The following is a 21,056-nucleotide window of genomic DNA, read 5'->3' as shown; positions in this document are numbered from 1 at the left end:
ATGTGGTTGGCAGGGGGTTACCTGCCTGTGAGCATAGATAATCAAGCGGTTTGCCGGATTATTCAGGAAGTTGGCCTAGGCTGATGGGCGTCGGACGATTTACTCTTGATCATCGAATCACCTCGCCGTCCCGGAACGAGGCACCTTTGAAAGCTACGACGTTTCAGGCCTCGCGGAATCCCGGACCTGCTGTTGTGCCCGGTGATCCCCCCTTTCTGCACAGCGTTCTTCCGGCTGCCGGTGCGGATCTTCTCGCCGCCCTTGGGCAGGCGAGTTTTTCCTGGGACATCGCGGGCGACACGCTGCACTGGAGCGACAATGTCGCGGCCGTGCTTCGCAATATTCCGCAACAGTCATTGTCGAGGGCCGGTGAGTACTCGAAACTGATCGAGCCGATGCGCGCCATCCGCAACGACGCGGTGCTGAATTCGACGGCTGCCGACAGCGGCGAGGGCGTGCCCTACCAGATCGAGTACGGGCTGCGCGCCAGCACGTCGTCGCCGGTACTCTGGATCGATGAATGCGGCCGCTGGTTTGCCGGTGCGGATGGAAGACCGTCCCATGCGCGGGGGATCATTCGCATCAACAACGAGCGCCACGCCCGGGACGAGCAGTTGCTGAAGCTTTCGCAGGACGATCCGCTGACCGGCGAATTCAACCGCACGCGTCTGATCGCCGCGTTGGCCGAGGCGATCGAAGAGGCTGGCCGATTCCGGTCGTCCTTTGCGTTCATGCTGGTCGGCATCGATCATCTCGCGCAGATCAACGATGCCTTCGGCCATGAGGTTGCCGATGAAGTAATTGTCGAAGTCGCGAAGCGCATTCGCGCGCGGCTGCGGGGCGGCGACGTGCTCGGCCGGTTTTCCGGCAACAAGTTCGGCCTGATCCTGAAGAACTGCTCCGTCGACGATATGCATGTCGCAGCCGAGCGTTTTCTCGCGGGAGTGCGCGATGAAGTCGTGCCGACGCGCTCCGGCCCGGTGGCATTGACCGCGTCGATTGGCGCGATCAATGCGCTCCGGCACGCCGGCACCGTCGAGGAGGCGATGAGCCGGACCCAGGAGGCGTTGGATCTTGCCAAGGTGCGGCGCCGGGGTTCGCTGATGGTCTGGCGTCCGAACGTCGAGCGCGATGCCCAGCGCCGGGTCAACATCCGCGTCACCGATGAAATCGTCACGGCGCTGAACGAACGCCGTATTGTGATGGCTTACGAACCGGTTGTGGCCACGGTCTCGCGGCAGCCTGCATTCCACGAATGCCTGGTGCGGATGCGCCAGGAGGACGGCGAGTATTCGCTGTCGCCGGACATCGTTCCGGTTGCCGAGAAACTTGGCCTGATCCGGCTTGTCGATCACCGGGTGCTCGAGCTCGTCGTCGCCGAACTGGCGGACGCGCCTCACGCGCAGTTCAGTCTCAACATTTCGCCCGACACGACCATGGATCCGGACTGGTGGGCCAGCATCGAATCGCTGATGCGGGCGCATCCCGGCGTCGCCGAGCGGCTGATCGTCGAGATCACCGAAACCGTTGCGATCCAGGATCTGGATGACGTTCGCGGGTTCGTCACACGGCTGAAGAATTTCGGCAGCCGGATTGCGATCGACGATTTCGGCGCGGGTTACACGTCGTTCCGCAACCTGCGTAAACTTGGCGTGGACATTGTGAAGATCGACGGTGCCTTCGTGCAGAACATTGCGCGATCGTCGGATGACCGCGCCTTCGTGCAGACCCTGATCGATCTCGCCCACCGGCTCGGTATCGAGACGGTCGCCGAATGGGTGCAGGATGAAGAGGCGGCCAGGCTATTGCAGGGCTGGGGCTGCGACTACATTCAGGGGCGGCTGACGGGACTGGCGTCACTGACGAGGCCATGGACCATGGACAGCAAGCCCGCCATAGCAATCGGCGCTGACTGATTTCACCGCAGCGGCGGCAGAACCTGCCGCCGCTACGAGCTACAGGGCTGATTCGATCAGCCCTTGTTCTCTGATTCTTTCGACATCCGCTCGAGACGATCCTGCATCTCTTTCATCTGACGTTTGAGATCGTCGATGTCGGCCTCCGGAGCCTCGTTCGCGGTCGGGGGGGATTCGGCGGACGGGGTTTGATTCCGCGCCGGCGCGCCGAACGGCTTGAACATCGCGAACGTGCGCTCGAACATTTCCATGTTGCGGCGGACGTGTTCCTCAAGCGGCGCGAACGGCGTGTTGCTGAACGTGTTCGTCATCTGCTTGCGGAATTTTTCCTGTTCGCGCGTCAGCGTGTCGATGGATTGTTCGAGATACTTCGGCACCACCATCTGCATGCTGTCGCCGTAGAAGCGGATCAACTGGCGCAGGAACGTGGTCGGCAGCAGGTTCTGACCAGCCTTGTTTTCCTGCTCGAAGATAATCTGGGCCAGCACTGAACGGGTGATGTCGTCACCGGTCTTTGCATCGTAGACGAGGAAGTCCTCGCCCTCCTTCACCATGGTCGCGAGGTCTTCAAGCGTCACATAGGTGCTGGTGCCGGTGTTGTAGAGGCGCCGATTGGCGTACTTCTTGATGGTAATTGGCTGATCGGATTTTGCCATGGACTCACACATACCTAGCATAAAGAGGAACCGGCGAACGGCGCCGAGGGCAGTGCAAACAATGCATCGCAATAAACTAAGCACTTTCAGGCGGGTACGGCTACCGTTTTGTGCAGGACGGTTAATGTCAGGGCACGGCGGGACGGCGGAACCGCCCAGTAAACCGCCAGAATGTCTTTGGCTGGTTGACACGAAAAGGCTAGGTTAACAGGATAGCGTGAGAGGCGGCCCAAGCGGCGGCTTTCCTCGCGCCCTCGTCTTTCGACTTCAAAAAAGCAGGAGATGCCCATGTCCGACGATGTCGTCATCGTCAGCGCTGCCCGCACCCCGGTCGGCACGTTCAACGGCGCGTTCGCCAATACCCCGGCCCACGAGCTCGGCGCGGTCGCCATCAAGGCTGCCCTCGAGCGGGCCGGTATTGAGCCAGCGCGCGTTTCTGAAGTCATCATGGGCCAGATACTGACCGCCGCTCAGGGGCAGAACCCCGCCCGGCAGGCCGCGATGAAGGCCGGTATTCCCGTGGAAAGCCCGTCCTGGGGCGTCAACATGCTGTGCGGTTCGGGATTGCGCACGGTGGCGCTGGGTTATCAGGCGCTGGTCAACGGCGATTCCGAGATCGTGGTCGCCGGTGGCCAGGAATCCATGAGCATGTCGCCGCATGCACAGCATTTGCGCGGTGGCGTGAAGATGGGCGCTCTCGATTTCGTCGACACCATGATCAAGGACGGCCTGTGGGACGCCTTCAACGGCTACCACATGGGCAACACCGCCGAGAACGTCGCGCGGCAGTTTCAGATTACCCGGCAGCAACAGGATGAGTTCGCCGTCGGTTCACAGAACAAGGCCGAGGCCGCTCAGAAGGCCGGCAGGTTCAAGGATGAAATCGTCCCGTTCACGGTCAAGACCCGCAAGGGCGACATTGTCGTGGACGCGGATGAAGGTCCGCGTCATGGCGCGTCGATGGATTCGATGGCCAAGCTCAAGCCGGCCTTCGAAAAGGAAGGCACGGTGACCGCCGGTAACGCGTCAGGCATCAATGACGGCGCCGCGGCGCTGGTGCTGATGACCGCGAAGCAGGCTGCCAAGGAAGGCAAGACCCCCCTTGCGCGCATTGTTTCGTGGGCGCAGGCGGGCGTCGATCCGTCGATCATGGGCACCGGGCCGATCCCGGCCTCGCGCGCCGCGCTGAAGAAGGCGGGCTGGAAGGCCAGCGATCTTGATCTGATCGAGGCCAATGAGGCGTTCGCCGCGCAGGCCTCCGCCGTGAACAAGGAAATCGGCTGGGATCCCGCCAAGGTCAATGTCAACGGCGGCGCGATTGCGATCGGTCATCCGATCGGTGCTTCGGGTGCGCGCGTGCTTGTGACGCTGCTGCATGAAATGCAGAAGCGCGATGTCAAGAAGGGCCTTGCAACGCTTTGCATCGGCGGCGGCATGGGCATTGCACTGTGCGTTGAACGCTAGTGTCAGAACCGGATCACTAGAAAATTCTCTGAACGCACTGCACAATACAAGATCAAAATGCCCGGCGATTTGCCGGGCATTTTTTCTTGCTGTTATCGTAATTGATCTGAATACTTGTCTTCCAAAAACACTTCAGTGAATTGCGGAGGGGATATCTGATATGGCACGCGTGGCATTGGTAACAGGCGGAACGCGCGGCATTGGCGCTGCGATCAGCAAGGCGTTGAAAGCTGCGGGTTACAAGGTTGCGGCGAGTTATGCCGGCAACGATGACGCCGCGGCGAAATTCAAGGCCGAGACGGGAATCCCCGTTTACAAATGGGATGTCGGTGCGTTCGATGCGTGCGCGGACGGTGTGAAGAAAGTTGAGACCGATATCGGGCCGATCGACGTACTCGTCAACAATGCCGGGATCACGCGCGACGTGCCGTTTCACAAGATGACGCTCGATCAGTGGAATGCAGTGATGAACACCAATCTCGGTTCATTGTTCAACATGACGCGGCAGGTGATCGAGGGCATGCGTGGCCGTAAGTTCGGACGCATCATTAACATCTCGTCGATTAACGGTCAGAAGGGCCAGTTCGGTCAGGTCAATTATTCCGCGGCGAAGGCCGGCGATATCGGGTTCACCAAGGCGCTGGCGCTCGAGAATGCGCGTGGCGGAGTCACGGTCAACGCGATCTGTCCCGGCTACATCAATACCGAGATGGTGCAGGCGGTGCCGAAGGATGTTCTTGAGAAGAACGTGATTCCGCAAATTCCCGTCAACCGCCTCGGCGAACCGGAAGAAATCGCGCGTGCGGTGGTATTTCTCGCCTCCGACGACTCGGGTTTCGTCACAGGGTCAACGATGACCATCAACGGCGGACAATACCTGCAATAAGAGAACGATCCCGGAATAGCGGGATTGGCTTTTCGGATATGGCGTTATCGCGGATTGAATGGCATTGATCCGCGATGACGTCTTCAACCGCCACTCTTGTCGGCCTCGCTGCCATTGTGATGTGGTCGCTGCTCGCCGCGCTCACCGTGGCGACGGGCCGTGTTCCGCCGTTCCAATTGCTGGGGATGACATTCGCCATCGGCGCCTGCGTCGGTCCTTTGACCTGGTTGTGGCGGCCATCAGCCATTCGCGCTTTGCGGCAACCGCTGCTGGTGTGGCTGGTCGGCATTGGCGGGTTGTTCGGCTATCACGCGCTGTACTTTCTGGCGCTGCGCCTCGCGCCACCGGCTGAAGCGGGGCTGCTGAATTATCTCTGGCCGCTGCTGATCGTGCTGCTCTCGTCGCTGTTGCCGGGCGAGCGGCTGGCGCCGCATCACATCGTCGGCGCGCTTCTGGGCTTCGCCGGGACGATTCTGCTGTTCACGGGCAACACCGGATCGTCACCCGATCCGGCCCACATTCCCGGTTTTATCGCAGCGTTTATCGCAGCGTTTGTCTGGGCCGGCTATTCAGTGATGTCGCGCAAACTGGCGGCGGTGCCGACGGACGCGGTTGCCGGATTTTGCCTCGCCACCGCGCTGCTGGCGGCGGTATGTCATTTCGCTCTTGAGACGACGGTCTGGCCGGAGACGACGGTGCAGTGGCTTGCCATCCTGGCGCTCGGGATCGGGCCAGTCGGTATCGCATTCTTTGTGTGGGACATCGGCATGAAGCGCGGCGATATTCGCGTATTGGGGGCTGCGTCCTACGCCACGCCGCTGCTGTCGACTGCGTTCCTGATCGTTGCCGGTTTTGCGAAGCCAACGGCAACACTCGCCATCGCGGCCGCATTGATCGCGGGCGGTGGCTTGATCGCGGCGAAGGACATGATCGTCAAACGAGGGGCATGATCCCGGAAAGTGGAAGCCGGTTTTCGGACCAGATCATGCCCTATCATTAATGCCTAGGCCGGCGACCATCCCGGTGGCGCCAGTTCGAACGCCGCAAAATCGAATCCGGGCGCGACCGTGCAGCCGACCAGCGTCCAGTCACCGGTGCTCTCGGCCGCCTGCCAGGCATGAGCCGGCACAACCGCCTGCGGCTGTTCGCCGGCATTCAGATCGGGCCCAAGCCGGATTGCACGTTCGCCGCAGTCATCAGCGATCCGCAGCGTCAGCGGATCGCCGGCATGGTAGTGCCAGATCTCCACGGCATCGACGCGATGCCAATGCGATGTCTGGCCTCGCGTCAGCAGGAAGTAGATCGCGGTGGACGCGGCCCGGCCGCCGCCGACCGCGCGGGAATCGCGAAACGTCTCGCGATAGTAACCGCCTTCGGGATGCGGCTTCAGGCCGAGGTGCGCGATGATGTCATCAGCGGTCAATACGGGACGTTCGCGCATCATGCCTTGTTCTTGCGTTCGCGCAGTTCGCCGAAAACGTCCGCCGGGCTCTTGCCTGCGAGACCGACAGCGGCTGCAACAGCCGGAACGTCGGCGCGCAGGAACGTATTGGCTTCCTTCTCGTCGCGGATCAGGGTCGGAACCGTCGGCTGGTTCGCGGCGCGCAGTTTGGCCACTTCTTCGGCGCGGGCCTTCAGCGCCGGATTGTTCGGGTCGACGCCGAGCGCGAATTTGACGTTGGAGGCGGTGTATTCATGGCCGCAATAGACTCTCATGTCATTCGGCAGCGCGCGCAGTTTCAGCAATGAGTCCCACATCATCGGATAGGTGCCCTCGAAGACGCGGCCGCAGCCGATCGAGAACAGCGTGTCGGCGCAGAACAACGCGCGGACCTCGTCGAACACGTAGCTGACGTGATCGAGCGTGTGACCCGGAGTTTCGAGTACGCGCGCGGTGAGGTTGCCCACCTTGACGGTCGCGCCTTCCTTGACGCGTTCATCGACAAGAGGAATCGCCGCGGTCTTGTCGTATGGCGCCACCACGCGGCAATCATACTTTTTCTTGAGATCGGCGATGCCGCCGACATGGTCCGTGTGATGATGGGTGACAAGGATGTCGGTCAGCGTCCAGCCTTCGCGTTGCAACGCCTTGATGATGGGGCCTGCCTCCGGCGCGTCGATCGAGGCGGTGGCCTTGGTGACTGGATCGTGAATGAGATAGCCGAAATTGTCGGACAGGCAGGGAAACAGGCGAATCTCGGCAGTCATGACAGCTCCATTTGTCGCGGATAGGCCACGCTAACACGGCCATATCGGCGGTGAAATACGTTAACGCCGTTCCGTGGATCGCCTCGCGGCCGCTGCATGGTGCTGTTCCTCGTGATAGACTGGGACCATGACAATCGACGTGATCGATCTGCGTAATTTCTATTCGCAGCGCCTCGGTGCGGTGGCGCGGCGTTTGATCAGCCGCGGCATTCAGCGGCACTGGCCGCGAGCGGATGGCTTGCGCGTGGCCGGGCTCGGTTACCCGACGCCGTATCTCGGCCTGTTTCGTGAGGATGCGGAACGGTGCATCGCGCTGATGCCCGCCGCCCAGGGCGTCCTCAAATGGCCCACGGCACGGCCGACATTGTCGGCACTGGTTGATGAATTCGCGCTGCCATTGGCGGATGCCGCTGTCGACCGCATCCTGCTGGTTCACGCGCTGGAAATATCCGACGATCCGGAAGGCTTGCTGCGCGAAGTCTGGCGCGTGCTGGCGCCGTCTGGACGGATGATGGCGATCATCCCCAACCGCCGCGGTGTGTGGACGCGGACCGACAATACGCCGTTCGGGTACGGCCGTCCGTATTCGCGCTCGCAGATCACGCAGTTGCTGAGGCAGACATGGTTCACGCCGGTGGCTTGGGGTGAAGCGCTGTTCGTGCCGCCATTCCAGGGAGGATGGGTTCTGCGTTCGGCGATGGCATGGGAGCGGATGAGCGCTGCGGTGTCGTCGCCGTTCGCCGGCGTTCACATTGTGGAAGCGTCGAAGCAGGTCTATCGCGCGATCCCGGCGCATCGCGAGCGCACGCGTCTGATTCCGTCGATGCCGCCGGTTCTCTTGCCGACGCCGACACGGCGCGACGATTGGCCCGCGGCCGGCTAAACAAAAAAACGGCCCGCCTGAGGAGCGCTCGGGCGGGCAATGTATGGTTACACGGGTTATGTATGGTTACAGCCACGCCCTGACGGGCATGGCGCCAGATGGCGCGTGGGTTACTCGCCAGCCGATTCGACCGGCGGCTGAGCGGCGCCTTCGGGACGCGGCCCAGGCGGCCGGCGCCGGCGGCGATGACCGAAGCGCTCGCCACTCGGATTACCGCTGCTTTCCGCACTGTTGCCATTCGGTTGCGGTTGTGCGCCCCCGGTGATGAAGGATGGAAGCCGATCAACCTGATCGCCTTCCGCGGGCTGTGCCGAAGAGGGCTGCGAACGCTGATCGCGATCGCGGAAGTTCTGCTCCCGCGGCTGATGCTGCTCGCGCGGATACGGCTGGGACTCGCGCGGCTGGAATTGCGGCTGCTGTTGCGCCGGCACAAAGCCAGGTTCCGCGCCGAAGTTGGAGTAGCTGTCATCGCCATTGTCGTCGAGAGCATCACCGTCCTGGCGCGGCATAGGCTGCTGCTGCTGCGGCGGCTGGTTCTGGCGGAATTGTTCCTGCGCCGCGGCGATCAGACGGAAATAGTGTTCGGCGTGCTGGTAGTAGTTTTCAGCGGCGACCGGATCACCGGACGAGCGCGCATCGCGCGCGAGCTGGACGTACTTTTCCGCAACATGAGAGGCGGTGCCCCGAATTTTGATGTCCGGTCCGTTGGACTCGAAAACCCGGGTCATCGGGTTCTGGCCGCGCCGGTTGTTGTTATTGTTGTTGTTATTATTGTTCCGGCTGCGCATGCGCTTGTTGTTGTTCGGGCCGTTTCTCATGTGGTGCCTTTTACCGATTCTGGATCGTGATGATTGATGTGCGGACACGGCGCAATGCATTCGCGCAGGCGGCGATACCGTGAATAGTCAGACCGTAGTTGCCGTATTTCGCGTTCAACAAGGACGCGTTCTCCAAATGCCCGAAGGCAATGAGCCGTCTGGGCCGGATCAGCCTGAGCCTTCAGGCGTGTCGTTCAGCGGTTGATTGTTCAAGCGCAATACCAGGCTTTCGTTCGCTTCGAGGTCTCAAGCAGCGCAGCTCTTTCAGCCTTCGCGCTCGTCATGACCTGCCTTTGTAGGAACCTTTCACTCGGCGGGCGTCCCTTTCGAGACGTCTGGCTCGGCCCGTATGAACGGGGGCCACGACCCTGAACCGATGCTGTGGCCGGAACGTAGTCGCTCCGGGGCAATATTCCAAGAGGTTTTTTCTGGCCCGGACACCCTTTAAAATACCGCTTTTCGCCCCATGACAGCGCGGTGAATGCCGCCCAGATCGGTTGCGGGCGGACGCGGGAGAGTTAGTTCCGCGGCGCGCATCAGATCGCTCACCGGTGTGCTTTGATCGTACCCGGTCTCGACAATCAAAACCCCGTCAGGGCCGAGCAGGGCGGTCGCCTGAGGTATGATTGCACGATAGGCATCCAGGCCATCCGCGCCGCCGTCCAGCGCCAGATGCGGGTCGTGATCGCGGACGTCGCGGTCAAGCGCGGCGATGTCCGAGGAGCGGATGTAGGGCGGGTTCGAGACGATCAGATCGAATGGGCCGGACAGCGCAGCCGCATATTCACATTGAACGAACGAAGCCCGGGTGGCTAGACCGAGCCGCCGTGCATTCAACTCCGCGGTTGTCAGAGCTGCCGCGCTGATGTCGGTGCCGATGCCTGTCGCTTCGGGAAATTCGGACAACAGCGCCAGCAGGATGGCGCCGGAGCCGGTGCCGATGTCTGCGATGCGGAGTGCCCTGGTCCCGGAGTTGCTCCGGAGGATTTCAAGCGCGGTCTCGACAACGGTTTCGGTGTCGGGGCGCGGGACCAGCGTGGCCGTGGAAAGCTGGAAATCAAGGCCCCAGAATTCCTTGTGGCCGAGAATGCGCGCCACCGGTTCATGCGCCATCCGGCGCTGCGCCAAGCTTGCGATCGCCTTTGATTCATCGCTCGTGATCAGGCGCGCCGCCTGCGTAGCGAGGCCGGTATGGTCGAGGCCGAGCGCCGCCCCGATCAGCAGCCGCGCATCGAGTTCGGGCGTCTCGATACTGCCAGCCTTGAACTGAGCTGCCAGCGCGCGTCGGCACGCTTCAATCGTCAAGCCAGCGAATGGATCGTTTGCGCTCACAGCGCGTTGCCCTGTTCCGCAAGCAGCTTTGCCTGATGCTCGGTGGTCAGTGCATCGACCAGTTCGCCGAGAGCATCGCCCGCGATCACCTGTGGCAATTTGTAGAGCGTGAGGTTGATGCGATGGTCGGTGACGCGGCCTTGCGGAAAGTTGTAGGTCCGGATGCGCTCGGAGCGGTCGCCGGAGCCGACCTGGCCCTTCCGCTCGGCGGAGCGCTCGGCGTCGATGCGCTGCCGTTCGGCGTCGTAGATGCGCGAGCGCAGAATGTTCATCGCGCTGGCGCGGTTCTTATGCTGCGAGCGGCTGTCCTGCATGTTGACGACGATGCCGGTCGGAATGTGGGTGATGCGGATCGCGGATTCGGTCTTGTTAACGTGCTGTCCGCCGGCGCCTTGTGCGCGCATGGTCTCGATTCGCAGATCGTCGTTCTTGATGGCGACATCGACATCCTCAGCCTCGGGAAGCACGGCTACCGTCGCAGCGGACGTGTGGATGCGGCCCTGGGTTTCGGTGTCGGGCACGCGCTGCACGCGATGCACGCCGGATTCGAATTTCAGTTTGGCGAATGCGCCGCGGCCCTGCACCTCGGCGACAATTTCCTTGTACCCGCCCATGGTGCCTTCGGAGGCCGAAATCAGATCCACCTTCCAGCCCTGCAACGAGGCGAAGCGCTCGTACATGCGGAACAGATCGCCGGCGAACAGCGAGGCTTCGTCGCCGCCGGTGCCGGCGCGGATTTCGAGCACCACGTTGCGCTCGTCCATTGCGTCCTTGGGCAGCAGGGCAATGCGAATATCCTGCGCGAGTTCGTCGCGCCGAGCCTCAAGCTGCGGCCGTTCGCCTTCCGCCATCGCCCGCATGTCGGCCTCGGTGGCCGGGTCGGCGATCAGGGCATCGATGCCGGCGATTTCGTCGACTGCGGAACGATACGCCTTCACGGCGTCGGCCACCGGCGTCAGTTCGCTCAGTTCGCGGGTGATGCGAACGTAGGTTTCCGAATTCACCTGGCCGAGCAGTTCGGCTTCAAGCGAAGCATGACGCGCCAGCAAGGCATCGAGCTTGATTTCGGGCAGTGTGGTCATGGGTCTCGATCGATCAGGATGGTTCAGAGGCGAGCTTCGGAATGTCCAGAAGCGTCGCTACAACGAAAGCCCTTCGGCTTCGGCGAATTCCATCAGCTTGCCGCGGATCGATACGCTTCCGGCCGGCGCGTCCAGCAGCGGCGTCATCATGGCTTCCGCTTTCTTGGCGTCGAGATCGAGAATCAGGGCTTTTACCGGACCATGCGCCGTCGCCGACAGCGACAGCGAGCGATAGCCGAGTGCGATCAGCGCCAGTGCGCCGAGCGGTTGCGAAGCCATCTCGCCGCACAGCGAAACGGATTTGCCCGCCGCGTTAGCCTTCTTCGCGATGTCGCGCAAGGCGCGCAGGATCGGCGCCGACAGCGTATCGAAGCGGTCGGTGACCCGCGAGTTGCCGCGATCGACCGCGAACAGAAACTGGAACAGGTCGTTCGATCCGACTGAAATGAAGTCGACCCGCTTGAGCAGTTCGTCCATTTGATAGAGCAGCGCCGGGACCTCGACCATCGTTCCGACATCGACGCGCTCGGGCAGTGTGTGCCCGTGCTGGCGCAGATAGGTCAGTTCGCGCTCGATCACGAGCTTGGCCTGATCGAATTCATCGACCTGCGAGATCATCGGGAACATCACGCGCAGATAACGACCGGATGCCGCGCGCAGCAGCGCGCGAATCTGACCGCGCAACAGACCCGGCCGGTCCAATCCAAGCCGGATCGCGCGCCAGCCCAGCGCCGGGTTCTCTTCTACAATCGTATCCATGTACGGCAGCGCCTTGTCGCCGCCGATATCGAGGGTGCGGAAGGTCACCGGCTTGTCGCCGGCCGCATCCAGCACGGTGCGATACAGCGCGAGCTGCTCGCTGGTGCGCGGCAGGCTCTGGCCGACCATGAACTGCAACTCGGTGCGGAACAATCCGATGCCGGACGAGCCGGTGTCATCGATGTGGGGCAGGTCGATGACGAGACCGGCGTTGATCATCAGATCGACGGGCTGACCATCCTTCGTGACGCAGGGTTTGTCCCGCAGCTCACGGTACTGTTCCTGCCGGCGCGCGCGGAAGCGAACCCGTTCGGCATAAGCGGATTGGATTTCCTGCGACGGACGGATGTAGATCGAACCCGAAGTGCCGTCGACAATGATCGCGTCGCCGGGATCGGCGATGCCCGCGGCGTTCGCCACTTCACCGACAGCAGGAATGCCGAGCGCGCGTGCGACGATCGACACATGCGAATTGGCAGTGCCTTCTTCCAGCACAAGGCCGCGCAGCCGTTTGCGGTCGTAGTCGAGCAACGCCGCCGGGCCCATCGAACGCGCGATCAGGATGGCGTTGTCCGGCAGTTGCTCGCGCGAGGGCGCATGGTCCTGTCCGACCAGTTGCCGCATCAGGCGGTGGCCGAGGTCTTCCAGATCATGCAGACGGTCGCGCAGATAGGGATCGGTCGAACGCAGCATCCGGGCGCGCGTATCCGACTGCACGCGCTCGACGGCGGCTTCCGCGGTGAGGCCGGTGGCCACGGCCTCATGCAGCTTGTGCTGCCAGCCCTGATCGTTGGCGAACATGCGGTAGGCTTCAAGCACGTCGCGGTGTTCCCCGCCCTCCGCGACGTCACCGCGCTCCAGCATGCGGTCGAGGTCAGAGCGCAGCTTCAGGATCGCGGTGTCGAGCCGCTTGAGTTCTTTCGGCAGATCTTCGGCGATGTAGTTGGTGATGACGACGCGCGGCTCATGCAGCACGACATGACCGAGCGCGATGCCGTCCGATAGAATCGCGCCCGTCTTGTGCAGCGAATGACGTGCGGCTGGCTCGGCGCCGGGACGCGCGATCGACGACAACTCGCCCGAGGCGATCATCTCCGCGACCACCATGGCGGTGGTCTGTAGCGCCTCGACCTCTTCCTCGACGTAGGTGCGGTGCGCGCGGTTCTGCACCACCAGCACGCCGAGCGTGTTGCCCGAGCGCAGGATCGGCACGCCAAGGAACGAATGGTAGATTTCTTCGCCGGTTTCCGGACGGTACGAGAATGCCGGATGCGACTGCGCGTTCGACAGGTTCAGCGGCGTCGCCTCGGAGGCGACGAGACCGACAAGGCCCTCGTGCGCGTTCAGCACGGTCTGGTGGACCGCGTCCCGGTTCAGACCTTCGGTGGCATAGAGCTCAAGGGTGTTGTCGACGCGCAGCACGTAGGTCGAGCAGACCTCCGCCACCATGTTGGCGGCGATCAGCACCACGATCTTGTCGAGCCGTTCCTGAGCGCTGACCTGCTCGGCCATCACTTCGCGGAGCCGTCTCAACAAGACGCGGGGGCCTCCCAGCGCGCTCCGCATCCGTTGACATCCTTACCTGCAACTCCAGCGCGGCCCGCGACTGGCTGCGACAGCGTTAACCAAAAGTAAAATAACGACTTTTCGGGTCGCTCCCTGGCCCCTTTGCCGGTTTCCGAACGTGCCTGACGGTCCGGAGCCAGGGGTTCGAGCGCGAGTGCCTTATCCTGAGGCTATATCGAATTGAGGCGCGTTTTGCCAAGCAAAACACCTGCCAAAGATCAGAGCCGATCCAGCAGCATGCCTCGGTGCCGGGCCGAAGCTGTCCACCGCGCCAGGGCAGTTCAGGCCTGGTCGAGACCGTAGAGCGTATGGAGCGTGCGGACAGCCAGCTCGGTATAGGCGGCGTCGATCAGCAGCGAGAACTTGATCTCGGATGTGGTGATGGCGCGGATGTTGATGTTGCGCTCCGACAGCGCCTTGAAAGCCTGCGCGGCCACCCCGGCGTGGCTGCGCATGCCGATGCCGATCACCGAAACCTTGGCGACGTCGGTGGCCGAGTCCATCGCCTTGTAGCCGATCTTCTCCTTCGCCTTGGCGATGGTGTCCTTGGCGCGGGTGTACTCGGAGGCCGGCACGGTGAAGGTGAGATCGGTGGTTTTGCCGTCCTCGGACACGTTCTGCACGATCATGTCGACATTGATGCTGGCATCCGCCAGCGGTCCGAAAATCGCTGCCGCGACGCCGGGCTTGTCGTCGATCTGGCGCACGGAGATCTGGGCTTCGTCCTTTGAGAACGCGATCCCGGTGACGACTTGGTTCTCCATGATTTCCTCCTCGCTGCAAATCAGCGTTCCCGGCGGCGTGCCGTGGGGATCGATATCTTCCGGCTTGTCGAAGCTCGAGCGCACGAAAACCGGCACGTTGTGAACCATGCCCAGTTCCACGGAGCGGACCTGAAGCACCTTGGCGCCTTGCGACGCCATTTCCAGCATTTCCTCGAACGCGACCTTCTCGAGCCGCCGTGCCTTCGGCACGACGCGCGGGTCGGTCGTATAGACGCCGTCAACGTCGGTATAGATATCGCAACGCTCGGCATGGATCGCGGCAGCGATCGCAACCGCCGAGGTGTCAGAACCGCCGCGGCCAAGCGTGGTCACGCGGCCGGTCGGTTCGTGGATGCCCTGGAAGCCGGCGATCACGGCGACTTCCTTGCGCTCCTTGAAGCGCTTGATCAGTTCGCTGCCGTCGATGCCGGTGATGCGGGCGGATGCATGCGCGTCACTGGTCTGAATCGGAATCTGCCAGCCCTGCCACGAGCGCGCCTGGATACCGAGGGCTTGCAACGCGATCGCGAGCAGACCGGACGTCACCTGTTCGCCCGAGGCGACGATGGCGTCGTATTCGCGCGCGTCGTGCAGCGGCGAGGCCTCGGTGGCCCAGGCCACAAGCTCATTGGTCTTGCCGGACATCGCGGACACGACAACGGCGACGTCATGACCGGCATCAACCTCGCGCTTCACATGCTGCGCGACGTTGCGGATGCGGTCGATGTTGGCGACGGACGTGCCGCCGAATTTCATCACAAGGCGGCCCATGGTAAATGGCGCGGTCCCGGTTAGGCTGGTTGTCAGTAAGGAGCCAGTTCCGCGCAAAACGGCAGCACGGCCCCGAAAAGGCGGCTATACATACCCATCAGGTCGCGAGCAAGCAACACGGGACGGGAATGGGCCGCTATATCGACGATATCCTTCAGCCGGGCGAAAAGATTCTGTATTCGACCACGATTCATGGGGTCGTCTATCTCCCGGGATTGGTTTGCCTGGCGGCCTCCGCGGCCAGCCTGGTCGGCTCGGGCGGCGGGGTCATCTTTCCGCTGCTGGCGTTGAGCGCCCTTCTGGCGCTTCTGGGCGGCTTCCTGCTGTTTCGGGCCTGGTTCCAGCGCTGGACGACGGAAACCGACGTGACGTCGCTGCGGGTGGTCCACAAGGAAGGCTTCATCAAGCGCCAGACCTTTGAGATGAGTTTGGATAAAATCGAAAGTGTCGATGTCAGCCAGAGTATCGCGGGCCGGATTTTTGGATGGGGAGATGTCAGGGTTAACGGTGTCGGAGAGGGCACGAAGACGATAAAGATGATCGGTGCGCCGATCGAATTCCGCAATCACATCACGGCACGCTAAATTTTCGACAGGCATTGTCGATAACCCGGTAAACGCTCGTTATGAGTACGAATTCTCCATCTGCGTCCACGGTCGATCCCGGCGAAGTCGCGCGGTTCTCGCAACTGTCCGAACAGTGGTGGGATCCGAAGGGCAAGATGGCCCCGCTGCACAAGATCAACCCGTTGCGGCTGGCCTATATTCGCGACGCAGCATGCCGCAAGTTCGACCGCAATCCGAAGAGTCTGAACTGTCTGTCGGGCCTGCGCATCCTCGACATCGGGTGCGGGGCGGGCCTGTTGTGCGAGCCGCTGACGCGTCTTGGCGCGCAAGTGATCGGTGTCGATCCGTCGGATACGAACATCGCGGTCGCCAGACTTCATGCCGAACGGGGTCATCTCAGCATCGACTATCGCTGCACGACCATCGAAGAAATGGACCCGCGTGAACGGTTCGACATCGTGCTGGCGATGGAGGTCGTCGAACACGTTGCCAATGTCGGGATGTTTCTCGACCGCTGCGCGGCGCTGCTCAAGCCGACCAGCATGATGGTGGCGTCGACCATCAACCGGACCTGGAAGAGCTTTGCGCTTGCCATTGTCGGCGCGGAATATGTTCTGCGCTGGCTGCCGCGCGGTACCCATCAGTGGGACAAGTTCGTCACGCCCGCCGAACTGACGCATCATCTCGAGCGCAACAAGCTCGCCATCAGCGATCAGGCGGGCGTGGTGTACAATCCGCTGGCCGACCGCTGGAGTCTGTCGTCAGACATGGATGTGAACTACATGGTGATCGCGGAAGCGGCGATTTAGGATAGATGCAACGCCGGCATGAGATCGTGCCGGTTGACCAGGAGCCGCCGACAATGGCCTGTGGAATGCGGCGCTCCCGCCGCTCTGGCCTTAATCCTTCATGACCCAGTTCGTTTGGCTCTGGATACCTTTCACCCTGCTCGCGGCGGCGGGGCAGGTCGTGCGCAATGCCATGCAGCGCGGTCTGACGGCCCAGCTCGGGACGTTAGGGGCGACCCATATCCGATTTCTGTTCGGATTTCCGTTTTCGCTGGTTTTTCTCGGGTTGATTCTTGCCGTCAGTGGCGACCGGCTGTCATGGCCCGAGACCGGCTTCTGGGCGTGGCTCGTGGTCGGCGGCATGGCGCAGATTCTGGCCACCGCCCTGATGCTGATGGCTATGAACGAGCGGTCTTTTGTCGTCACTACAGCCTATCTCAAGACCGAGGCGATTCAGGCGGCGATCTTCGGTTTTGTGTTCCTCGCGGATCATCTCACGGTGCTGAAGGTCGCCGCCATTCTGATCGCCACCATCGGTGTGGTGATTACCGCGCTGCGGCCCGGCGGCATGAAGGGTTTCGGCAGCCTGAAGCCGACCGCGCTCGGATTACTGGCTGCGTCGTTCTTTGCATTATCGGCGGTCGGCTATCGCGGCGCCATTCTGAACGTCACCGGCGTGAGCTTTGTCACCGCCGCGAGTGTGACGCTGGTGGCGACATTGCTGATGCAGACCGTTGTCCTGTCAGGCTGGCTGATCGTGCGCGCGCCGGGCACCATGACGGCGATTTTCCGGCTGTGGAAACCGTCGATGTTCGCGGGCTTCATGGGCTCGTTCGCGTCGTTGTTCTGGTTTCTCGCCTTTGCGCTGACCGCCGCCGCGAATGTGCGGACGCTGGCGCTGGTCGAAGTCCTGTTCGCGCAGGTCGCGGCCTGCTACTCGATGAAGCAGCCGATCTCGGCGCGGGAAATCTCCGGCATCGCGCTGATCCTGATCGGCGTCGCGATGCTGGTGGCGGGCTAGTTCCTGTCGCCCGGCAGCACGGGCAGAGGAGCCACTTCGACGCCTTCATCGATCAGCGCGCGGGCTTCCTCGGTGGTGGCCTCGCCGTAGATCGCGCGGTGCTCGATGTCGCCGTAGTGCATCTTGCGGGCTTCCTCGGGAAACTTGTTGCCGACATTGTCCGCGTTCTTGAGGACGTTGTCGCGCAACTCCCTCAGTTTGGCCACAAGCTCGCGTTCCTGCGGCGCCATCACCAGCGATGTCGGTGCGGCGTCCTCGGCCGGTGCTGCGACGGGTTCAGGCGTGGACCTGGATTTCCCCTTGCGCACGACGCGCGGCGCCATGATCGCCTTGTCCACCTTGGTGGATTCACAGACGGGGCAGGCAACGAGTCCGCGTTTGTGCTGACTGTCGTAAGCTGCGGAACTCTGAAACCAGCTGTCGAATGCGTGGCCGCGCTCACAGCGCAGCGCATAGCGGATCATGCCGATCCCCGTATGAGATGCAGATGCTCCGGTCCGGCCTTCGGATCGGCGAGGCCGAAGCGGCGGCCATGCTGCAACGATGGAATGCTCTTGCGAACCGAGAGAACTTTCGCCGGATCGATCTTCGCCAGCACCACGCCGGGCTCCGTGCCGCCTTCGGCGAGGATTTCACCCCATGGATCGACGATCAGCGAATGGCCATAGGTTTCGCGGCCGCTTTCGTGTTTGCCGGCCTGCGCAGCCGCGAAGATAAAGCAGCCGTTCTCGATGGCGCGGGCACGCAGCAGGGTGCTCCAGTGCGCCTCTCCGGTCCTGACCGTGAACGCGGACGGCACGGTGATGAACGACGCGCCGGCTTCGGCGAGCGCACGGTAGAGCGCGGGAAAGCGCACGTCGTAGCAGATCGTCAGTCCGATCCGGCCCCATGGCAGGTCGGAGATCACGGCGGTTTCACCCGGCTGATAGTTGGCGGACTCGCGGTAGCTCTCGCCGCCGTCGAGTTCGATGTCGAACATGTGAATCTTGTCGTAGCTGGCAAGGATGTTGCCGTCCGGTGCGATCAGGAAGGAGCGGTTTGCCGCGCGCTCGGGATTGGCGCGCACCGCGAGCGAACCGATATGCAGGTAAATCTTCAGCTCGCGCGCCAGTTCGCGATAGGCCTTGAGCGAACGGTCGTCCTCTTCGTTCGCGAGCAGTTCGAACAGCGCCTTGCGGTTCTGCTGGATGATGTTGGTGACCTCAGGCGTCTGGACATAGTCCGCACCCTTGTCCCTGGCTTCGCGGATCAGCGCGATTCCCTGGGCGAGGCTCGTCTCCGGCAGCATGGCGGTGCGCATCTGCACCAAGGCTGCGGTGAACGGAGCGCCGCTTTCAATGCTGGCTGTCATGAAGACACCTTCTGGCCGGTGAGCAGGCCATCGAGCCTGCCTTCACGATCGAGCGCATAAAGCTCGTCGCAGCCGCCGACATGCTGCTCGTCGATGAAGATTTGCGGGAACGTCGCGCCGCCCTTCGAGCGCTGGACCATCTCCGAGCGCCAGTTCGGATCGACCGCGACATCGAATTCGGTGAAGGCCGCGTTCTTGCGGTTCAGCAGCGACTTCGCAGCGCTGCAATAGCCGCATCCAGGGCGCGTGTAGATCTCGACGACTGCGGGCATGGCTTGCCTTTGTGAAACGTGAAGAACCCAAATTATATGGAGACACTAGAGCGTGTCCACAACCCGCGAGAACACCAGCACATCCACCGATGCAGCCCTGGCCCGCAACAACGCGCGCGCGCAGGCATCCGCTGTCGCGCCGGAGGTCAAAACATCGTCAATCAGCACAATCCGGCGGCCCTGCACGGCAGATTTGTTCTCCGGGGGCACCTTGAACGCGCCTTGCACGTTGAGCGCGCGGTCGGCTTTGGAAAGACCGACCTGTTGCAGTGTCGGCCGCACCCGGCGCAGGGTATTGCCGATCACCGGCAGATGAGTGGATTTGCCGATCGCCGCCGCCAATGCGCCGGACTGGTTGTAGCGGCGGCTCCATCCGCGCCGCCAATGCAGCGGCACGGGGACGAGCGCATCTGCTTCGCTCAGGAGTTCCTGGCCGGCGCGCGCCATCCAGCGGCCCATGGCCGGCGCCAGATCGGTGCGGTCCTGATATTTCAGGGCGTGGACCATGGTCCGCGCCACCTCGTCGTAGCGGACCGCGGCGCGGGCGCGCTGATAGGCCGGCGGATTGGCGATAGCCTGCATCGACAACAGGCCCGGTCCCGGATCGTAGACAAAGGGGATTCCGAGCCGCGCGCAGAACGGCGGCGCGATGAACGACAGCCTGGCCCAGCAAACCGCGCAGACGCCTTCGCCTGAGACCGGCTCGCGGCACGATACGCAAAGCGTCGGCAGGGCAATGTCGAGGGCAAGCTGTGGAAGCGAAGCGAGGGCGGCTCGGAGCGTGCCGAGAAACCGGCTGCGCAACCGGCCCGAACGATGTGACGATGCCTGATCGAGCCCCGACATGATCTTCCCCGCGAACAAAGGCTAGTTCCGCCGCGGGATCGTGACAAGCGCCGCGAATGTCAAATCCACGCCACTCATGGGGAATTGCCAGACCAGTCTGCGAAGGCGTACCTACCGGCCATGACGTCGACTCCGAACCATACGCCGCCCCGCCTGTTCGATCGCGCCCTGTTGCGCGCCCGGCAGTTCCGCGCGATGCGGCAGGGGTCCGCGCCATTCCTGCTCGATCGGGTCGCGGAGGATATGGCAGAGCGGCAGCAGGCTGTTCTGCGCGAATTCTCCGACGGCATCGATCTCGGCACGCCGGGAGATCAGGTACGCGACGCGTTGAGAGGCAACGTCAGGCAGTTGCGTGCGGTGGCGTTGCCGGTCTCCGACGCCGAGCCGCTGGCGCTTGCTCCGGCCTCCAGCGATCTCGTGGTCTCCGCGCTGGCATTGCAGTTCGTCAATGACCTGCCGGGCGTGCTGGCACAGATCCGCCGTGCGCTGAAGCCTGACGGGCTGTTTCTCGCGGCGACGATTGGCGGCGAGACCCTGACCGAACTGCGGCAGTCGTTTGCCGCCGCGGAATCCGAGGTGGAAGGTGGCGTGTCGCCGCGTGTGGCGCCGTTCGCCGATCTGCGCGATCTGGGCGCGCTGTTGCAGCGCGCCGGCTTCGCGTTGCCTGTGACGGATGTGGATCGCATCGTCGTGCGCTACGACAACGCGTTCGCGCTGATGCAGGATTTGCGGCGCATGGGCGCGACCAACATTCTGAACGAGCGCCGCCGCGCGCCGTCGCGCCGCGCCACGTTTCTGAAGATGGCGCGGATTTATGCCGAGCGGTTTGCCGATCCGGACGGACGCATTCGCGCCACCTTCGATGTTGTCTGGCTGTCCGGCTGGGCGCCGCATGAAAGCCAGCAGAAGCCGCTGAAGCCCGGCTCGGCGAAAATGTCGCTGGCGGATGCGGTGAACAAGGCGCGTGAGCAGAAAGATTAGCGCGTGACAATGCGCGGGTCGTCCTCGCTGCGAGTCTGGCTTCGCCTACGGGTCCGGCTTCGCGATTTTTCTCCATGTCGTCCCCGCGCAAGCGGTTCTTATCCCTCCCCCTTGTGGGGAGGGTGG

General features: G+C 62.8%; 21 protein-coding genes. 9 read left to right on the top strand and 12 right to left on the bottom strand.

The genetic code is table 11. The annotated features are described in order from the left end of the window. Positions 1 to 194: 194 nt before the first annotated feature. Positions 195 to 1,916: an EAL domain-containing protein gene (locus tag AC1Q6J_RS19655; protein ID WP_492280868.1), complete on the top strand. Its 1,722-nt coding sequence runs from the start codon at positions 195 to 197 to the stop codon at positions 1,914 to 1,916. A 56-nt stretch (positions 1,917 to 1,972) separates the two neighbouring features. On the opposite strand, the gene phaR is transcribed toward AC1Q6J_RS19655, so the two are convergent. After that, positions 1,973 to 2,572: a polyhydroxyalkanoate synthesis repressor PhaR gene (phaR, locus tag AC1Q6J_RS19650; RefSeq protein WP_492280867.1), complete on the bottom strand. Its 600-nt coding sequence runs from the start codon at positions 2,570 to 2,572 to the stop codon at positions 1,973 to 1,975. A 288-nt stretch (positions 2,573 to 2,860) separates the two neighbouring features. Here phaR and AC1Q6J_RS19645 point away from each other — a divergent pair, with 288 nt between their 5' ends. The 3 genes from AC1Q6J_RS19645 (at position 2,861) to yddG (ending at position 5,872) form a co-directional block, all read left to right on the top strand. Beyond that, positions 2,861 to 4,036: an acetyl-CoA C-acetyltransferase gene (locus AC1Q6J_RS19645; protein WP_492280866.1), complete on the top strand. Its 1,176-nt coding sequence runs from the start codon at positions 2,861 to 2,863 to the stop codon at positions 4,034 to 4,036. Positions 4,037 to 4,196: 160 nt separating this feature from the next. Next, entirely contained in the window at positions 4,197 to 4,922 is a 726-nt protein-coding gene (gene phbB / locus AC1Q6J_RS19640; protein WP_492280865.1) for an acetoacetyl-CoA reductase, read from the top strand. 74 nt (positions 4,923 to 4,996) lie between these two features. Continuing rightward, positions 4,997 to 5,872, top strand: coding sequence for an aromatic amino acid exporter YddG (gene yddG, locus AC1Q6J_RS19635; RefSeq protein ID WP_492280864.1), 876 nt, complete (start codon positions 4,997 to 4,999; stop codon positions 5,870 to 5,872). A gap of 53 nt (positions 5,873 to 5,925) precedes the next feature. Here the strand turns inward: yddG and AC1Q6J_RS19630 are convergent, their stop codons facing one another. Together AC1Q6J_RS19630 and gloB are read right to left on the bottom strand one after the other, a co-directional pair. Next, the gene (locus tag AC1Q6J_RS19630) at positions 5,926 to 6,363 is read right to left on the bottom strand and encodes a cupin domain-containing protein (protein ID WP_492280919.1); all 438 of its coding nucleotides are present in this window, start codon (positions 6,361 to 6,363) and stop codon (positions 5,926 to 5,928) included. Further along, positions 6,363 to 7,130 carry a hydroxyacylglutathione hydrolase gene (gene gloB / locus AC1Q6J_RS19625; RefSeq protein WP_492280863.1) on the bottom strand — a complete coding sequence of 256 codons (768 nt, stop codon included), beginning with the start codon at positions 7,128 to 7,130 and terminating at the stop codon, positions 6,363 to 6,365. The genes AC1Q6J_RS19630 and gloB overlap by 1 nt, the downstream gene beginning before the upstream one ends. 127 nt (positions 7,131 to 7,257) lie before the next feature. Between gloB and AC1Q6J_RS19620 the strand changes: the two genes are divergently transcribed. Beyond that, the gene (locus AC1Q6J_RS19620) at positions 7,258 to 8,013 is read left to right on the top strand and encodes a methyltransferase domain-containing protein (RefSeq protein ID WP_492280862.1); all 756 of its coding nucleotides are present in this window, start codon (positions 7,258 to 7,260) and stop codon (positions 8,011 to 8,013) included. 110 nt (positions 8,014 to 8,123) lie between these two features. Here the strand turns inward: AC1Q6J_RS19620 and AC1Q6J_RS19615 are convergent, their stop codons facing one another. From AC1Q6J_RS19615 to AC1Q6J_RS19595, 5 genes are all read right to left on the bottom strand, one after another. After that, entirely contained in the window at positions 8,124 to 8,831 is a 708-nt protein-coding gene (locus tag AC1Q6J_RS19615) for a DUF4167 domain-containing protein (protein ID WP_492280918.1), read from the bottom strand. A gap of 444 nt (positions 8,832 to 9,275) precedes the next feature. Next, on the bottom strand, positions 9,276 to 10,163 hold the full coding sequence (gene prmC / locus AC1Q6J_RS19610; RefSeq protein ID WP_492280861.1) for a peptide chain release factor N(5)-glutamine methyltransferase: 888 nt from the start codon (positions 10,161 to 10,163) through the stop codon (positions 9,276 to 9,278). Next, positions 10,160 to 11,245 carry a peptide chain release factor 1 gene (gene prfA, locus AC1Q6J_RS19605; protein ID WP_492280860.1) on the bottom strand — a complete coding sequence of 362 codons (1,086 nt, stop codon included), beginning with the start codon at positions 11,243 to 11,245 and terminating at the stop codon, positions 10,160 to 10,162. Before prfA ends, prmC begins: the two co-directional genes overlap by 4 nt. A 57-nt stretch (positions 11,246 to 11,302) precedes the next feature. Then, positions 11,303 to 13,570, bottom strand: a complete 2,268-nt coding sequence (gene ptsP, locus AC1Q6J_RS19600) for a phosphoenolpyruvate--protein phosphotransferase (RefSeq protein WP_492280859.1) — start codon at positions 13,568 to 13,570, stop codon at positions 11,303 to 11,305. 281 nt (positions 13,571 to 13,851) lie between these two features. Then, positions 13,852 to 15,105: an aspartate kinase gene (locus AC1Q6J_RS19595; protein WP_492280858.1), complete on the bottom strand. Its 1,254-nt coding sequence runs from the start codon at positions 15,103 to 15,105 to the stop codon at positions 13,852 to 13,854. 128 nt (positions 15,106 to 15,233) lie between these two features. Between AC1Q6J_RS19595 and AC1Q6J_RS19590 the strand changes: the two genes are divergently transcribed. From AC1Q6J_RS19590 to AC1Q6J_RS19580, 3 genes are all read left to right on the top strand, one after another. Continuing rightward, a complete protein-coding gene (locus AC1Q6J_RS19590; RefSeq protein ID WP_492280917.1) occupies positions 15,234 to 15,689 on the top strand; it encodes a PH domain-containing protein in 456 nt (151 codons plus the stop codon). A gap of 41 nt (positions 15,690 to 15,730) precedes the next feature. Further along, entirely contained in the window at positions 15,731 to 16,480 is a 750-nt protein-coding gene (gene ubiG / locus AC1Q6J_RS19585; protein WP_492280857.1) for a bifunctional 2-polyprenyl-6-hydroxyphenol methylase/3-demethylubiquinol 3-O-methyltransferase UbiG, read from the top strand. A 100-nt stretch (positions 16,481 to 16,580) separates the two neighbouring features. Further along, positions 16,581 to 17,480 (top strand): EamA family transporter, encoded by a 900-nt coding sequence (locus AC1Q6J_RS19580; RefSeq protein WP_492280856.1) that lies wholly within the window; start codon positions 16,581 to 16,583, stop codon positions 17,478 to 17,480. On the opposite strand, the gene AC1Q6J_RS19575 is transcribed toward AC1Q6J_RS19580, so the two are convergent. Genes AC1Q6J_RS19575 through AC1Q6J_RS19560 form a run of 4 tightly spaced genes read right to left on the bottom strand, consistent with a single transcriptional unit; the run spans position 17,477 to position 19,949 of the window. Next, on the bottom strand, positions 17,477 to 17,944 hold the full coding sequence (locus tag AC1Q6J_RS19575) for a DUF1178 family protein (protein WP_492280855.1): 468 nt from the start codon (positions 17,942 to 17,944) through the stop codon (positions 17,477 to 17,479). The two genes, AC1Q6J_RS19580 and AC1Q6J_RS19575, sit on opposite strands and share 4 nt — an antisense overlap. Continuing rightward, positions 17,941 to 18,831: a carbon-nitrogen hydrolase family protein gene (locus AC1Q6J_RS19570; RefSeq protein ID WP_492280854.1), complete on the bottom strand. Its 891-nt coding sequence runs from the start codon at positions 18,829 to 18,831 to the stop codon at positions 17,941 to 17,943. The genes AC1Q6J_RS19575 and AC1Q6J_RS19570 overlap by 4 nt, the downstream gene beginning before the upstream one ends. Then, entirely contained in the window at positions 18,828 to 19,103 is a 276-nt protein-coding gene (gene grxC, locus AC1Q6J_RS19565) for a glutaredoxin 3 (protein WP_492280853.1), read from the bottom strand. The genes AC1Q6J_RS19570 and grxC overlap by 4 nt, the downstream gene beginning before the upstream one ends. A gap of 45 nt (positions 19,104 to 19,148) precedes the next feature. Beyond that, complete coding sequence (locus AC1Q6J_RS19560; RefSeq protein ID WP_492280852.1) at positions 19,149 to 19,949, bottom strand: ComF family protein; 801 nt, start codon at positions 19,947 to 19,949, stop codon at positions 19,149 to 19,151. A 120-nt stretch (positions 19,950 to 20,069) separates the two neighbouring features. Here AC1Q6J_RS19560 and AC1Q6J_RS19555 point away from each other — a divergent pair, with 120 nt between their 5' ends. Further along, positions 20,070 to 20,930: a methyltransferase domain-containing protein gene (locus tag AC1Q6J_RS19555; RefSeq protein ID WP_492280851.1), complete on the top strand. Its 861-nt coding sequence runs from the start codon at positions 20,070 to 20,072 to the stop codon at positions 20,928 to 20,930. Positions 20,931 to 21,056 lie beyond the last annotated feature (126 nt).

Source organism: Afipia sp. MLSD5-FHT05B12, assembly GCF_058793355.1.
The sequence above is the reverse complement of the archived record's forward strand: the minus strand, read 5'-3'. Positions and strand labels throughout refer to the sequence as shown.

Coding starts and splice junctions, on each gene's coding strand:
- phaR (WP_492280867.1), bottom strand. CDS start 2,572: ATGGCAAAATCCGATCAGCCAATTACCATCAAGAAGTACGCCAATCGG.
- AC1Q6J_RS19645 (WP_492280866.1), top strand. CDS start 2,861: ATGTCCGACGATGTCGTCATCGTCAGCGCTGCCCGCACCCCGGTCGGC.
- phbB (WP_492280865.1), top strand. CDS start 4,197: ATGGCACGCGTGGCATTGGTAACAGGCGGAACGCGCGGCATTGGCGCT.
- yddG (WP_492280864.1), top strand. CDS start 4,997: ATGACGTCTTCAACCGCCACTCTTGTCGGCCTCGCTGCCATTGTGATG.
- AC1Q6J_RS19630 (WP_492280919.1), bottom strand. CDS start 6,363: ATGCGCGAACGTCCCGTATTGACCGCTGATGACATCATCGCGCACCTC.
- gloB (WP_492280863.1), bottom strand. CDS start 7,130: ATGACTGCCGAGATTCGCCTGTTTCCCTGCCTGTCCGACAATTTCGGC.
- AC1Q6J_RS19620 (WP_492280862.1), top strand. CDS start 7,258: ATGACAATCGACGTGATCGATCTGCGTAATTTCTATTCGCAGCGCCTC.
- AC1Q6J_RS19615 (WP_492280918.1), bottom strand. CDS start 8,831: ATGAGAAACGGCCCGAACAACAACAAGCGCATGCGCAGCCGGAACAAT.
- prfA (WP_492280860.1), bottom strand. CDS start 11,245: ATGACCACACTGCCCGAAATCAAGCTCGATGCCTTGCTGGCGCGTCAT.
- ptsP (WP_492280859.1), bottom strand. CDS start 13,570: ATGCGGAGCGCGCTGGGAGGCCCCCGCGTCTTGTTGAGACGGCTCCGC.
- AC1Q6J_RS19595 (WP_492280858.1), bottom strand. CDS start 15,105: ATGGGCCGCCTTGTGATGAAATTCGGCGGCACGTCCGTCGCCAACATC.
- AC1Q6J_RS19590 (WP_492280917.1), top strand. CDS start 15,234: ATGGGCCGCTATATCGACGATATCCTTCAGCCGGGCGAAAAGATTCTG.
- ubiG (WP_492280857.1), top strand. CDS start 15,731: ATGAGTACGAATTCTCCATCTGCGTCCACGGTCGATCCCGGCGAAGTC.
- AC1Q6J_RS19580 (WP_492280856.1), top strand. CDS start 16,581: ATGACCCAGTTCGTTTGGCTCTGGATACCTTTCACCCTGCTCGCGGCG.
- AC1Q6J_RS19575 (WP_492280855.1), bottom strand. CDS start 17,944: ATGATCCGCTATGCGCTGCGCTGTGAGCGCGGCCACGCATTCGACAGC.
- AC1Q6J_RS19570 (WP_492280854.1), bottom strand. CDS start 18,831: ATGACAGCCAGCATTGAAAGCGGCGCTCCGTTCACCGCAGCCTTGGTG.
- grxC (WP_492280853.1), bottom strand. CDS start 19,103: ATGCCCGCAGTCGTCGAGATCTACACGCGCCCTGGATGCGGCTATTGC.
- AC1Q6J_RS19560 (WP_492280852.1), bottom strand. CDS start 19,949: ATGTCGGGGCTCGATCAGGCATCGTCACATCGTTCGGGCCGGTTGCGC.
- AC1Q6J_RS19555 (WP_492280851.1), top strand. CDS start 20,070: ATGACGTCGACTCCGAACCATACGCCGCCCCGCCTGTTCGATCGCGCC.